This window comes from Caulobacter sp., from assembly GCF_017744445.1.
Lineage (GTDB): Bacteria > Pseudomonadota > Alphaproteobacteria > Caulobacterales > Caulobacteraceae > Caulobacter.
Map to the genome: position 1 here is coordinate 192,883 of NZ_JAGIBH010000010.1, position 12,526 is coordinate 205,408.

Here is a 12,526-nt window from a genome sequence, read left to right on the forward strand (position 1 = left end):
GGCCGCTTTGGAGCGCCAGTTGCTTGAGGGAGAAGCGGCGTGAACAAACGCCCAGTCGCGTTGGGTCTGATCCTGGCCTTGAGCGTCAGCCATGTCGCCCTGGCGGCGGACGCCTTGCGCGACGGCTTCGCTGCCCCGCCGGCCGAGGCCCGGCCGCAGGTCTTCTGGCAGTGGATCAACGGCAACGTCACCCAGGAGGGCATCCACCTCGACCTGGAATGGATGAAGCGCGCCGGCATCGGCGGTTCGATCCTGTTCGACATCGGCTTCGGCTCGCCGCCGATCCCGCAATATGTCGAGAAACGCATCGGCTACGGCTCGCCCGAGTGGAAGGCGGCGGTGCGTTATGCGGCGGCCGAGTCCAGGCGCCTGGGCCTGCAGTTCGGCATGCAGGCCGGCGGTGGCTGGAGCGAGACCGGCGGGCCTTGGGTCAAGCCTGAAGAGGCGATGAAGAAGCTGGTCTGGAGCGAGACGGTCGTCTCCGGCAAGGGCCCGATCACCCTGGCTCCGCCGCCGGGCGTCAGCGGCCCGTTCCAGGACCTGCCGATCACCGCCCGCTTCGCCGAACCCCGGCTCTATCGTGATGTCGCCGTGGTTGCCTGGCGCGAGGACGCTGCACCGGCCGTAGCGGAGGCGACCTCCAGCGCCGGCCCGGTCGCGGCGGGCAAACTGGCTGACGGCGCCTATGCCGCGCTGGCGGTCGAGAAGGTGGCCGGCGACGGGTGGGTGCTGCTGCGCTACGCCGCGCCGGTCGAGGCCCGCGCCGTGACTGTTGCGGTGGACGGCGCTATGCCCAATGGGGTGGTCGAGGCCAGCGATGATGGGCAGCCGTTCCGTACACTGATGAAGTTGCCGGGTGAGGTCCGTCAGGGTCTGCCGGTCCGCACCTTCGCCTTTCCCAAGACCACGGCCAGCGTGTTCCGCCTGCGCCTGGCGGCGGACGCCAAGCCGACCTCGGTGACGGAGTTCGCGATCCATACCGACCCCCGCGTCGACCGCTTCCAGGAGAAGGCCGGCTGGGGCGTGCTGACCGACAACTGGGCCGCCGCGACGCCCGCGACCGACAAGGCGATCGCGCCCGCCGGGGTGCTGGACCTGACCAGCCGCCTCAAGGCCGACGGAACCCTGGACTGGACCCCGCCCGCCGGCCGTTGGCGCGTAGTCCGCTACGGCTGGTCCCTGACCGGCCGCCGCGACACGCCGGCCGCCGCCGAGAGCCTGGGCCTTGAGGTCGACAAGCTGAACGCCGACCACGTCCGCGCCCACATGCGGGGCGTGCTGGAGCCGCTGAAGACGCAGCTGGGCGACCTCTACGGTCAGGACGGCCTGGGCTTCGTCATCACCGACAGCTGGGAGGTCGGGCAGCAGAACTGGACCGAGGCCATGGCCGCCGAGTTCCAGGCCCGGCGCGGCTACGCCCTGACCCCCTGGCTGCCGGTGCTGGCCGGCCGGGTGGTGCAGAGCGCCGAGGCCTCCGACCGCTTCCTGGCCGACTATCGCCGCACGATCGCCGACTTGCTGACCGAGCGCCACTTCGCCGAGATCGCCAGGATCCTGCACGAAGAGGGCATGCGCTACGACGCCGAGGCCCCGGGCGTGGACCTGCCGACCATCGCCGACGGCCTGCAGGCCAAGGGCCGGGTCGACGTGCCCATGGGCGAGTTCTGGGTCTATCCGGAAGGCAAGCCGCCGCCCGCGGCCCACATGGGCGACGTGCGCGAGGCCGCCTCGGCCGCCCACGTCTACGGCAAGCAACTCGTTGGCGCCGAGGCCCTGACGACCATGGGCGAGGATCCCTGGCGCACCGGTCCTTGGCAGCACAAGCGCATCGTCGATCGCTACATGGCCGAGGGCATCAACCACTTCGTCCTGCACACCTCGGCCCACCAGCCGTTCACCGACCGCAAGCCGGGCATGACCCTGCGCCAGTATGGCCAGCACCTGTCGCGCAACGAGACCTGGGCCGAAGGCGAGATGCGGACCTGGACCGACTACCTGGCCCGCAGCGGCTGGATGCTGCGCCAGGGGCGGCCGGGGGCGGACATCGCCTACTTCCAGGGCGAGGACGCCGCGACGGCGCTGCCCTATGTCGAGGGCGGCTGGCCGAACCTGCCGAAGGGCTGGGACTTCGACTATGTGGACGCCGAGAGCCTGATCCAGCGGATGAGTGTGAAGGACGGTCGGCTGGTCCTGCCGTCGGGCGCCAGCTACGCGGCCCTGGTCATCCCGGCGCGCGTGGAGCAGATCAGCCTGCCGGCGCTACGAAAGATCGAGGCTCTGGTCGCGGCCGGCGGGCTGGTCGTTGGAGAACGACCCAAGGGCTCCCCGACTCTGACCGGCGGCGCCGCGGCCGATACCGAATGGAAGTCGCTGGTCGACAAGCTTTGGAACGGTCCGGTTCGCACCGGCGGCGTCGAGGCGGCTCTGGGCTCGCCGGCGATCACCGGCCAGGGCGACAGCCTCGTCTGGACCCGTCGCGTACTCGACGATGGCGAACTCTATTTCGTCGCCAACACCAGCGGCCAGCCTCTGAAGATCGCGCCGTCCTTCCGCATCGCCGGCAAGGCCCCCGAGCTGTGGCGCGCTGACACCGGGCAGGGTGAGCCCGCGCCCTTCGTCCAGCGCGAGGGGCGCACCGAGGTCACGCTGGAGCTGGCGCCCTATGATGCGGTGTTCGTGGTCTTCCGCATGCAGACTGCCGACTTGGCGCGCACGGCGCTGGTCGGCCCTGCGCCAGTCTCAAAGCCCCTCGACGGCTCCTGGACCGTGAAGTTCGAGCCCGGCTGGGGCGCGCCGGCCAGCGTGAGCCTGCCCAAGCTGGCCTCGTGGACCGACAACGCCGATCCGGGTGTCCGCTACTATTCCGGCGCGGCGACCTACGAAAAGACGATCGAGGTCCCGCGCGCCTGGCTGAAAGGCCGCGTGCAGCTCGACCTGGGCGAAGTGCGCGAGTTCGCCACCGTCACCCTGAACGGCAAGACCCTGGCGACCCAGTGGAAGCCGCCCTACGCCGTGGACGTCACCGACGCCCTCAAGCCCGGCCGCAACACGCTGAGTATCCGGGTGGTGAACTTCTGGGCCAACCGGATGATCGGCGACCTGCAGCCGGGGGCGAAACGCTACACCTTCGCCCCCATCCAGCCGTTCAAGCCCGACGACGCGCTGTCGCCGTCGGGCCTGCTGGGGCCGGTGATGCTGAAGGTTACGCCGTAAACACCCGCCGGCCGCGCTCCACCGACATCCGGTGCGAGCCGGACAGGGCCGTCGAGCGGGCCTTGATGGTCTGGAGGAACAGCCACTCGCCGGTGACGCGCTGGGGCGTGACCTGGATCATCATGTAGCCGCGCTGGCTGGTGTCGGCCCATTTCAGCTCGGGATTGGCGGCCATGAAGCCTTGCGCTACGACCTTGGGATCGGCGCCCATGTCGCCTTCCAGGCCGTTGGAGGTCACCGCCTGGCCAGCGAACTCGACGCCGGCGGGCTGGCCATCTTCCATGAGGCCATAGGCCCAGGCGTTGTGGCTGTCGCCCGACAGCATGACCAGGTCGGCGTCGGCGGCTTGGGCGGACTTCAAGAGGCGCGAGCGGGCGGCGGGATAGCCGTCCCAGCGGTCCATCCACATCGGCATCCCTTGGGCGGCGGCGCGGATGTTGTTCTTGTAGCCGGCGACCTTCTTCTCGCCGACCTCGGGACGTAGCCAGTCGACGGCGTCCTTGGGCATGACCGTCCGGCCCAGGATGGTGCCCATGCCGACCAGCTGCCAGGCGCCCTTGGTCGCCTTCATCTGGTGGGCCAGCCAGCTCTCCTGGGTGGAGCCCATCATGGTGGCGGCCGGGTCCTTCCAGACGCCGTCGCGGAACGCCTTCAGGGCCGCGTCCGGATCGGCCGCCCTGAACGCCGCGCCCAGGTCGGCGGGTTTGGTGCGGGCCAGCAGGCGGGACTCGGTGCGGTACAGCGTGGCCAGGGTCCCGATGTCGTAGGATTTCCACGGCTCGTCCGAGACCGGCATCCACTCGCGATAGACCTGCATGGCCGCCGCGCGGCGGATGTTCCAGTCGCCTTCCTTGTCGGGCTGGTGGTTCTGGGCGCCGGCCTCGTAGCTGTCATTGGCGGACTCGTGATCGTCCCAGAGGGCCACCATCGGAGCCAGCTGGTGCAGGCGTTGCAGGTCCGGATCGGCGCGGTAGCTGGCATAGCGCAGGCGGTAGTCGGCGATGGCCAGGATCTCGGTGACCGGCAGCAACTGCTCCTTACGGCCTGGCGCCCAGTCGGCCTCGCGCGTCGAGGCGACGCCGTACTCGTAGATGTAGTCGCCGGTGTGCAGCCACAGGTCCACGTCCTTGCGCGCCGCGGCATGAGCGTAGGCGTTGAACAGGCCCTGGGGCAGGTTGGAGCACGAGAAGACCGCCAGGTTGAAGCGGTCGACCTTGCCTTCCGGCAGGGTCTTGGTGCGGCCGACGGGCGAGCGCTCGCCGTTCGGGGCGATGAAGCGGTACCAGTAGACGGTCGCGGGCTTCAGGCCGTCGACGGTGATCTTGGCCGTCCAGTCGCGATAGGCGCCGGTGCGCACGACGCCGCCGGCCACGACCTTGGCGAAGTCCGGATCCAGGGCCACCTCGGCCTCCAGCCGGGTGACGCCGTCGCTCATCGGGACATAGCGCGTCCACAGCAGCATCGAGTCCGGACCCGGCTCTCCGCTGGCGACATTGTGGGTGAAGCCGGTGGCCGTGGTCAGCTGCCGGGCCAGGGCCTGGCCGGCGGGCAGCATCAGGCCAGACAGTCCCAGGCCGCCCATGACCAGGCGGCGACGATCGATCCTCAGAACCATGCGAGGTCTCCATAAAAGAAAACTCCCGCGGCTGGAGGGCCGCGGGAGGTCAAGTTGCTCAGGGGAAAACTAGAAGGTGCCCTTGATCCCGATGTTCCACATCGAGCCGTAGATGCTGTACTGCTGCACCCGGGTGCGGACGTTCGAATAGATGACGTCTGGCGCGTTGAAGATGTTGCGACCGGCCAGCATGATCTCGAACTGCTTGTTGATCTTGTAGCTGGCGCTGACGTTCCAGAGCTCGCGGGCGGCGTGGTACAGGACGCCGTTATTGGCCGTGGCCGGGGTGTTGCCGAGCGCGCTGGTGCGGTAGCGGCCCTGGGCGTTGCCGGTCAGCTGGAAGTCGAACTTGCCGTAGCTGTAGCGAACGCCCCAGTTGGAGGCGACCTTCGGCGTGTTCACGCGCACGCCGTCGGGCATGATGTGGGTGATCGAGCCGCGCAGACCCAGGCCCCGCAGCAGGCCCGGCAGGAAGGTCAGCTGCTGGTCGTACTCCAGCACGATGCCGTTGTTGGTGCTGGTGCCGGGCAGGTTCTGGGCGCTGCGGAAGGTGTAGCCGGCATAGTCGGCCGGGTTGTAGCCGACGTCCTCGGGGTTCACCGTGATGCCGGTCACCTGCATGTCCTTGACGTCCAGGCGGTAGGCCGACACGCCGATCACGCCCGACGGCTCCAGATAGTACTGCAGGCTGGCGAAGTACTTGGTCGAGTGCTCGGGCTTGAGCAGCGGGTTGGGCACGGTGACGAACAGGTTGGTGTCGTCCACGGCCACCACGCCGCCCAGGTTGCCGTAGTCGGGACGCAGGATCGACTGGCTGAAGGCCACCTGGCCGACCAGCTTCTTGGTGAAGTCGTACTTGGCGCCGCCGCTCAGGAACCAGTCATCATACTGGCCGTGGCGGGTCGTGTAGGTCCCGTTGCGGTACTGGTAGAGCAGGCCCGGCACGGTGCTGACCGACAGGCCGGCGGCGGTGACTTCCTTGGCCGAGCGGATGTCGGCGACGCGGGCGTCGGTTTCCGTCTTTTCGTAGCGCAGGCCCAGGTCGAACGAGGCCTTGCCGATGCGCGGCTGCACTTCGAAATAGGCTGCCTGGACGGTCTCGCCGACCTTCTTGTTGTTGTCCAGCTGGCGCTTCAGGTTGCCGACGGTGTCGGGCGCGAAGTACTCGGGATGCTGGGCGAAGATGTCGTAGGTCGCGTAGTTGCTGTCCGCGCGCCAGCCTTGGTCGTTCAGATTGCCGGCGTCGAAGCCGTGGATCTGGAACTGATAATTCTTGGTCCAGGGGATGACGGCTTCCGGGGCCTTTTGGGTCAGGTCGTTGGTCGGGCCGACATACTGGAACTGCCTGAACGAGCCTTCATTGGTCTTCCAGACGTTGGTCCGGTAGGTCGCGCCGGCCAGCACCTTCATCTGCACCTGGCCGATGTTCAGCTTCTTCTTCAGGTCCAGATTGGCGCCGTACATGCGGTTGCCGGCGTCGGACTCCGACGTGCGGATGTTGTTGCCGATGTCGTCGTCACGATTGAAGCTGGTCGGGTCGCCCCACGGCCGGCCGGCGGTCTGCTTCAGGGTCCATTCGTTTGAGTCTTCCGACGCGCGGTCCAGCGTGAAGCCGATGCGGGTCAGGTAGCTGTCCGTGCGCTGGAAGAAGCCCCTGGAATTGTCCCGGAAATTGAATTCCGAGCTGGAATAGCTGCCGCGCAGCAGGGCTTCCCAGGTGTCGCCGCGGTACTCCAGCTTGGGCGTGAACACCCACGAGGGCGTGCCGGCGTAGCGGTGCGAGTACTGGGTGTGCAGGCGGGTGTTGGCCGCGTTCGGATTGACCACGATGTGGGTCGAGTTCGAGTCCGCCGTGGTCTGCGAGGCCGTCGTCGTGCCGAAGATCAGGTAGGTGTACTGGTTGAAGTACTCGACGTCGTAGAACGAGTAGGTCGAGCGCAGCGACAGCGCCAGCTTGTCGGTGATCTTGTAGTCGACGCTGAGATTGGCGGCCTTGCGGTGGGTCAGCTTGGGACCCGGACGCCACATCACCTGATAGGGAATGACCCGGCCGCTGGTCAGGTAGGACCAGTCGGTCTGGATGCGGTCTTGCTGGACGAAGTTGGCGTTGTAGCTGGCGTTGAAGGCGACGCCGAGGCGGCCGTCCAGGAACACGTCGGCATAGCCGACCTGGGCCGACGGATAGATGGTCGAGTGCTTCTTGTCGTCCGGCAGGTACTGGCGCGACAGGCTGCTGTCGCTGGTGCCGACCCCGCCCAGCTGGAAGCGCAGCAGGCGGCTGGTGCGCTGGAAGGCGTACTTGCTGCGCAGGTTGATGGCGCCGCCCGGGCTGTCGGCGTCCATGCTGGCCTGCAGGGTGTTGTTCAGCTCGATGGAGTCGATGCCGGTGATCGACATCTGCTCGAACGAGTTCTGGCGGCCGTTGTTGTTGTTCGAGGTCGCCGTCGCCATGCGCGCGCCGTCGGTGGTGAAGGTCGAGTATTTCGGGTCCAGGCCGCCGATGCGGACGGCGGTGGCGTCGACCTCGGTATAGTCCAGCGACAGGCCGGGCATGTTCTTCATGAACTCGCCGACGTCGCCCATGGTCAGGGCGCCGAAGTTGTCGGCGGCCACGACGGTCTTGGCGTTGGTCGAGGCGCGGCGCTCCATGATGGCGCTGGCCTGGCCTTCGCGCTTGGCGGTGATGGTCACGGCCTCGACCGAGCCTTCGGCGGCCGCGGCGTAGGAGATCGGGTTCAGCGCGACCTCGAGGGTCGAGGGCTGGCCGGCCGTGACGGTCAGGACCGTGCGCGACTCCTGCAGGCCGGCGTACTTGACCAGGACGCTGATGTCGCCCGAGGGCACGCCGGTCAGGCGGAAGTCGCCGTCGTCTTCCGAATAGGCGACGATCGAGGTCCCCTCGACGCGGATCTCGGCGTTGCGGACATACTCGCCGGTGGCGGTGTTGAGGACGCGGCCTCGAACGACACCGCTACCGACGCCGGCCTGGGGGCGCGGCGTGCTCGCATTGGCGCGCAGGGTGATGATTTGGCCGTCGTCGCTGTCGATGGTCAGCGGCGTGCCGGCGATCAGGCGGCGCAGGGCGGTGCGCACGTCCATGGCGCCCTTCACGGCCGGGGTGTTGATGCCGTCCAGCTGGCGGGCCGGGGCCACGATCTGCACCTGGCCCTGGCGGGCCAGTTCCGGGATGGCGCGGACGGCCGGCTGGGCCGGAATGTCGAACACGCGCTGCTGGGCGCTGGCCGGCGCGGCGATCGCCATGGCGACGACGGACGCCCCACAGGCGAGGAGACAATAGCGAGACTTCATGGCTTTCAGACACCCCGATAGTCGCGTGCTGGCGACGTTGCCGGTTGAGAGCCGTCCGGCCTGGGCCTTCCGCTATATGTTGCAAAAACTTCTTATTGGGCGGCCGCTTGGGCGGTGCTCGGGCGGGTCAGGACCACCGTCTCGGGGCCTTGTTCCAGGCGCGCGTCGAACACCCGGGCGATGGCGCGGCTGAAGCCCACCGGGTCGTTGGCGGCGAACAGGCCCGTGACCGGTTCGCGGGCCAGCTCGGCGTCGCGGATCTGGATGTGAGTGTCGCTGTAGCGCGCGAACTGGGCCGCCGCCTCGCCTAGCGTCTGGCCCTCGAAGGCCAGCTTGCCTTCGCGCCAGGCCAGCTCGCGGGTGACGATCTGCGGCGCGATCGCCAGGGGGCGCTCGGCCGAGATGTGGGCTGGGTCGGAGAGCGCCAGGCGCGTATTGGCCTTCACCGCGACGATGCTGGCCGAGCCGATCAGCGGCGCGGCTGACACATCGACCTGGCCGAGGTTCACCAGCAGGTCGACCGGCGCTTCGTCCAGCTTGCGGACGCGGAAACCGGCCTGGGTCGTGCGCAGCCGGCGACCGTTGACCTCGACCACGAAGGGCCGCTTCTCATCGCGCGCCGCCGAGAAATAGGCCTCGCCCTTCAGCAGGACGACGACGCGCTGATCCTTGTCGTAACGGACGCGGATGCGGCTGTCGGTGTTTAGGAGGACCGTCGAGCCGTCCTTCAGCGGGACCAGGCGGATCTCCCCCCGATCGGTGCTGATCACCGTCCCGGCGGCGGCCGAGGTCACGCCCAGAGCCGCCAGTGAAGCAGCGGCGGCCGCCGCGCCCGTCCAGGCGATGGCCTGTCGCCGCGAGAAGCGTGGGCGGCGCGGCTCAGCGAAGGTCGCGGGATTGAAGTCGTCGCCCAGGGCCTGGGCCGACTCGCTCATCATCGACAGGGCCTGGGCCCGCAGCATGGCGCCCTTGGCGCGCGGATCGCTCTGCAGCCAGGCCTGGTGCGCCGCCGCCTGCTCCGGAGACAGCGGTCCACGATCCAGCCGCGCCGTCCATTCGGACGCCGCCTGGTCAATGTCGCGACTGGTGTCTCGTTCGGCCATTTCTGGGGGTGTTCTCTGCGTTCGTAGACTTAGAGGTTTGGGGAGGGGTGTTTCCGCTACGACCGAACCAATCAATCAGGAACAGAATGCCTCGGGAGATGTGGGTCTCCACCGTATTTTCCGAAATCCGCATGCGGGCGGCGATCTCGCGCTGGGGCAGGCCCCTGACCCGCCTGAGCACGAACGCCTCGCGGGTCTTCAGCGGCATGGCCGCGATCGCCTTGGCCAGTTGCCTCAGCTCATCGCGGTCGATGGTCCGCCGCTCGGGCGAGGCCGCGTCGTCGGGATGCTCCAGGCGCTCCAGGTCGTCGACCGCGTGAATGGCCACGATCCGCGCCCGCCGCACGTGGCGGGTAATCACCGAGCGGGCCACCTGGAAGAGATAGGCGCGCGGATGACGGATGTCGTCGACACTCTCCAGCTCGGCCAGGATCGTATAGGCTTCCTGGATGACATCGTCGGGATCGACGCCCGTCGGCGCGTTGCGCGACAGCCATCCTTTGAGCGTGGGCTCGTGCGGAAGGATGTTCCGCAGGAACCACCGTGTTCTTTCCCTGTCGGCGCCGCTCATCCCTGACTCGCTGGCTGGACACTGCTGAGGCCGCCTGGCTAGCGGCCGTTTGTGACACCCCGAACGGGACGCACGCGGAGGATTTGGCGGCGGCTAGCGCACAACCTTGGCAAGGTCTTGCGCGGTCGCCGGGACGTACGGAGCCGCCGCGTCGCCGGTCCAGCGCATCAGGGTCAGGTCGGCGGTCTGCTTGCCGTCGACCTTGGTGTTGACCGCCAGATAGGCGAGGCCATTGCCGACGGGTTGGAGACCGACATCGGCTTTCTGGTTCCAGCCTCGGATCCCGGTGGCGGGGTCCTTGAGGCCCGCGTCGGCGAGCGCCAGCAGCTGGCCCTTCTCGCCGGGCGCGCCGATGAGGTCGCCGGTCACGGGCTTGGCATGAGCCTCGACCGCGAACAGGCCGTAGTTGGGGAAGCTGGTCTTCTTGCCCAGATAGACACCCATCAGCCAGCGCTTCTGGCTGTCGTCATAGGCCAGGTTCTGGACGCCGTAGCTGGTGTTGCCAGTGCGCACGAACACCTTGGCGGCCGGCGTCGCGGGGCCGTTGTGATGCGGGGCGGCTTCGGTCAGCGGGCTGGCGTATTTGGCCCAGTCGGCGACGTCGTATTGCAGCAGCACCTGGTGGTCATTGTCGGTGCGCTCGGTGTTTCCGTAGATGCCGTAGGCCACGGTCAGGTAGCGCGGGCCGTCGGCCTTGCCAAACGCTGGACCGAACGAGACGCCGTCGATGCCGGAGCAGCCGTAGCGGTGGTCGGCGGTCTTGCCGACATCGCCGTCGAACTTGCCGTCGCCGTCCATGTCGGCGGCGTAGTCGCGGGTCACCTCGGGCAGGTAGACGGTGCGGAAGATCTCGCTGGCGCCGGCCTCGACGCCCACCCGGTCCAGGCGGGCGACGTCGATCACGGCGATGTAGAAGGCCTTGTCCTTCTTGTACTCCAGCGAGCCGTAGACCTTGCCGTCGGCCGGGTTGAAGTCGAGGTCGCCCAAGTGCCCGGTCCAGCCCACCAGCGTACCGACCAGGTTGCCCTTCAGGTCGTACTTCGCCAGCAGGTTGGTGAACGAGTAATAGACGTAGCCGCCCTTCACATCGACGGCGATCCCCTGCACGTGGCCGGACGCCCAGGTCCCGCCGTTCTGCTTCAGCGGCAGGTCCGCGATGGTTGCCGAAACGGCAGGCGGGGCGATCGCCAGCAGGGCGCAGGCCATGAGGAGCGGAAGGCGCGTTTTCATGGGGAGCGCCGACTATCCCCAATGGGTGACAGTTTAACGACTGTCCGGGAAAGGCGCGGCCGGCCAGGGCCGTTGCTCGGGGCGCAGGCGCTCCCAGGCGCGCGACAGGCGCAGGACGCCCAGATCGTCGAACCGCCGGCCCACGATCTGCAGCCCGATCGGCAGTCCCTGCGCCGTGTAGCCGGCGTTGATCGAGGCCGCCGGCTGCTCGGTCATGTTGAAGGCGACGGTGAAGCCAATGTGCTCGAACGGCCGGGCAGGGTCGTTGGTCGGCGAAGGCAGATGGGCGTCGAAAGCCGGAGCGGGAGCGGTCGGCGACAGCACGAAGTCGAACGGCTGGAACGCCTTGCCGCCGAACTCGCGGATGCGCTGGATCTGGTTGAAGCCGCGATAGACCGCCACGCCATCCGCGCCTTCGGCGGCTCGCGCCCATTCCAGGATGTAGGACAGGGCGCGGTCGGCCTGGCCCGGCGGCAGGGCATTGAGATCGTTGAGGGATCGGGTGCGCCAGAACAAGTCCAGGCCGTCCAGCATCTCACGGGTCAGGAACGGCGCGAACGGCTCGACGATCGCCCCGGCGCCTTCGAACGCACGGGCGGCGGCTGTGACGGCTTCGACCACTTCCGGATCGACGAGCAGGCCGACGCCGGCGTCCAGCATCAGGCCGATGCGCAGGCCTTTCAGGTCGATGTCGAGATCGTCCCAGGCCAGCCGTTCCGGCGGCAGGCTCATATAGTCCCGCCAATCGGGCGCCGAGAGGACCGTCATCGAGAGCGCGGCGTCCTCCACCGTGCGGGTCATCGGCCCGGCGCAGCGGCCGATATAGGGCGGGTCGATCGGGATGCGGCCGTTGCTGGGCTTGAGGCCATAGATCCCGCACCAGCCGGCCGGCAGGCGGATCGAGCCGCCGATGTCGGTGCCCAGGTGGATCGGCCCGTAACCCGCAGCCGCCGCCGATCCTGCCCCGGCGCTGGAGCCGCCAGGGGTCTTGGCCAGGTCCCAGGGATTGCGCGACAGGGCATGAAAGCTCGACAGGCCCGACGACAGCATGCCGAAGTCGGGATTGGTGGTCTTGGCCAGGATCACCGCGCCCGCCTCGCGCAGCCGGGCGGCGGGCGGGGCGTCGACGGGCTCCGGAACCAGGGCCGAGGCCGCCGAGCCGATCGGCTTGGGTGTGCCGCGCGTGGCGATCAGCTCCTTGACGGTGACGGGCACGCCGTCCAGCGGCCCCAGGGCCTCGCCGCGTCGCCAGCGCGCCGCCGAAGCCCGGGCCGCCTCCATCGCGGCTTGCGCGTCCAATGCCCAGGTGGCGGCGAGGTCGGGCTCCCAGGCCTCGATCCGGGCCAGCACGGCCTGGGTCACCTCGACCGGCGACACCTCGCCGTCGCCGTAGAGCTTGGAGAGTTCGGTCGCCGTCAGGTCAGGGAGCTGGCTCATGTATCGAGACTAGGCCCGGCGCGGCCGGCTTCGCTAGAGTGCCCGCGA

7 protein-coding genes are annotated in these 12,526 nt (G+C 68.5%); 1 reads left to right on the top strand and 6 read right to left on the bottom strand.

Features of this window, described 5'->3' with window-relative positions; translation table 11 throughout:
* Positions 1 to 39 precede the first annotated feature (39 nt).
* Positions 40 to 3,213 (top strand): glycosyl hydrolase, encoded by a 3,174-nt coding sequence (locus tag J7528_RS15825; RefSeq protein WP_291876254.1) that lies wholly within the window; start codon positions 40 to 42, stop codon positions 3,211 to 3,213.
* Here the strand turns inward: J7528_RS15825 and J7528_RS15830 are convergent.
* The 6 genes from J7528_RS15830 to J7528_RS15855 all read right to left on the bottom strand — a co-directional run bounded on the left by J7528_RS15830 (position 3,203) and on the right by J7528_RS15855 (position 12,478).
* Positions 3,203 to 4,828 carry an alkaline phosphatase D family protein gene (locus tag J7528_RS15830; RefSeq protein WP_291876257.1) on the bottom strand — a complete coding sequence of 542 codons (1,626 nt, stop codon included), beginning with the start codon at positions 4,826 to 4,828 and terminating at the stop codon, positions 3,203 to 3,205. The genes J7528_RS15825 and J7528_RS15830 overlap by 11 nt on opposite strands.
* 69 nt (positions 4,829 to 4,897) lie before the next feature.
* Entirely contained in the window at positions 4,898 to 8,137 is a 3,240-nt protein-coding gene (locus tag J7528_RS15835; protein ID WP_291876259.1) for a TonB-dependent receptor, read from the bottom strand.
* Between the two features lie 92 nt (positions 8,138 to 8,229).
* Positions 8,230 to 9,240, bottom strand: a complete 1,011-nt coding sequence (locus J7528_RS15840; RefSeq protein ID WP_291876260.1) for a FecR domain-containing protein — start codon at positions 9,238 to 9,240, stop codon at positions 8,230 to 8,232.
* The gene (locus J7528_RS15845; protein WP_291876262.1) at positions 9,209 to 9,811 is read right to left on the bottom strand and encodes a sigma-70 family RNA polymerase sigma factor; all 603 of its coding nucleotides are present in this window, start codon (positions 9,809 to 9,811) and stop codon (positions 9,209 to 9,211) included. The genes J7528_RS15840 and J7528_RS15845 overlap by 32 nt, the downstream gene beginning before the upstream one ends.
* Positions 9,812 to 9,904: 93 nt before the next feature.
* Complete coding sequence (locus J7528_RS15850; protein WP_291876265.1) at positions 9,905 to 11,041, bottom strand: hypothetical protein; 1,137 nt, start codon at positions 11,039 to 11,041, stop codon at positions 9,905 to 9,907.
* Positions 11,042 to 11,074: 33 nt separating this feature from the next.
* Positions 11,075 to 12,478 (bottom strand): amidase, encoded by a 1,404-nt coding sequence (locus tag J7528_RS15855; protein WP_291876268.1) that lies wholly within the window; start codon positions 12,476 to 12,478, stop codon positions 11,075 to 11,077.
* Positions 12,479 to 12,526 lie beyond the last annotated feature (48 nt).

What these genes read in the sequence shown, in the direction of transcription:
- J7528_RS15840 (WP_291876260.1), bottom strand. Translation starts at nt 9,240, where the DNA reads ATGGCCGAACGAGACACCAGTCGCGACATTGACCAGGCGGCGTCCGAA.
- J7528_RS15845 (WP_291876262.1), bottom strand. Translation starts at nt 9,811, where the DNA reads ATGAGCGGCGCCGACAGGGAAAGAACACGGTGGTTCCTGCGGAACATC.
- J7528_RS15850 (WP_291876265.1), bottom strand. Translation starts at nt 11,041, where the DNA reads ATGAAAACGCGCCTTCCGCTCCTCATGGCCTGCGCCCTGCTGGCGATC.
- J7528_RS15855 (WP_291876268.1), bottom strand. Translation starts at nt 12,478, where the DNA reads ATGAGCCAGCTCCCTGACCTGACGGCGACCGAACTCTCCAAGCTCTAC.
- J7528_RS15830 (WP_291876257.1), bottom strand. Translation starts at nt 4,828, where the DNA reads ATGGTTCTGAGGATCGATCGTCGCCGCCTGGTCATGGGCGGCCTGGGA.
- J7528_RS15835 (WP_291876259.1), bottom strand. Translation starts at nt 8,137, where the DNA reads ATGAAGTCTCGCTATTGTCTCCTCGCCTGTGGGGCGTCCGTCGTCGCC.